Raw genomic sequence first — 1065 nt, 5'->3', positions numbered from 1 at the left:
TGTATTGCCCTGAGAGGTTAGGAACGCGGCTGGCGGGTGGCTGGCCCTTCAGCGCGGTGTGTCCGCGGTGGTGATTGTAGGTGTGCAGCCAGCCGGCGAATGCTGCGTGCCGTTCAGCCTGCGAGTGGTAGGGGCGGGCATAGGCCCATTCGTCGAGCAGGGTGCGGTTGAAGCGCTCGACCTTGCCGTTGGTCTGCGGTCGGTAGGGCCGGGTGCGCTTGTGGGTGATCCCGGCCGCTGCCAGCAGCTCCCGCCAGTCGCGTGAGCGGTAGCAGGATCCGTTGTCGGTCAGCACCCGCTCGACGGTGATCCCCGCACCGGTGAAGAACGCCTGGGCCCGGGTCCAGAAGGCGGTCGCGGTCTCTTTCTTCTCGTCGGTGAGGATCTCGCTGTAGGCCAGGCGGGAGTGGTCGTCGACGGCGGTGTGGAGGTAGCTGTAGCCGGCGCGCGCACGGTTCTTGCGGCCTGCCTGTCGGCCAAGGGCTTTGTGCCCGCCGCCGTCGGGGATGTTGCCGAGCTTCTTGATGTCGACGTGCACGAGTTCGCCGGGCCGGTCGCGCTCGTAGCGGCGGATGACACGGCCCGTTGCCCGGTCCAGATGCGTGAGGCGGGCCAGGCCGTAGCGGGTCAGCACACGATGCACGGTCGAGGTCACCAGTCGCAGCAGGTGCGCGATGCGAGCGGGTCCCCAGCGGCGCAGAACACGGACCTTGATGATGCGGCGTTCGGTGCGGGTCGGCGTCCGGCGCGGGCTGGTGCGCGGACGGCTGGAGCGGTCTGCCATGCCTGCCTCGCCGAACGCGCGGTAGCGGTCGGCCCAGCGCTGGGCGGTGGTCGGGGAGACCTGGAAGCGTTCCGCAGCGCGTCTGAGGGGCCAGCCGTCCTCGACGACGCAGCGGGCCAGGCGCAGACGGCCGGTCTCGGTCAGGGGTGCATTACGGTGGGGCAAGAGGGCCTCTCTGGTCGCCGGTGCAGATGTCGCAATCCACACCAGGCCAGAAGGCCCTCACTCAATTCAAGATCCCTCAGCCGAGACCTGTGTCACCAACCTCCGTGGACAGAACA

General features: G+C 68.7%; 1 protein-coding gene. It reads right to left on the bottom strand.

Annotated features, from left to right (window positions below):
- Positions 1 to 949, bottom strand: a 949-nt coding sequence (locus P2Q00_RS50575) for an IS481 family transposase (RefSeq protein ID WP_275781986.1), incomplete at its 3' end; no start/stop codon positions are given.
- Between the last annotated feature and the right edge of the window lie 116 nt (positions 950 to 1065).

This window comes from Streptomyces coacervatus (genome assembly GCF_029223485.1).
GTDB classification, from domain to species: domain Bacteria; phylum Actinomycetota; class Actinomycetes; order Streptomycetales; family Streptomycetaceae; genus Streptomyces; species Streptomyces coacervatus.
This window is presented reverse-complemented; position numbering and strand designations above follow the sequence as displayed.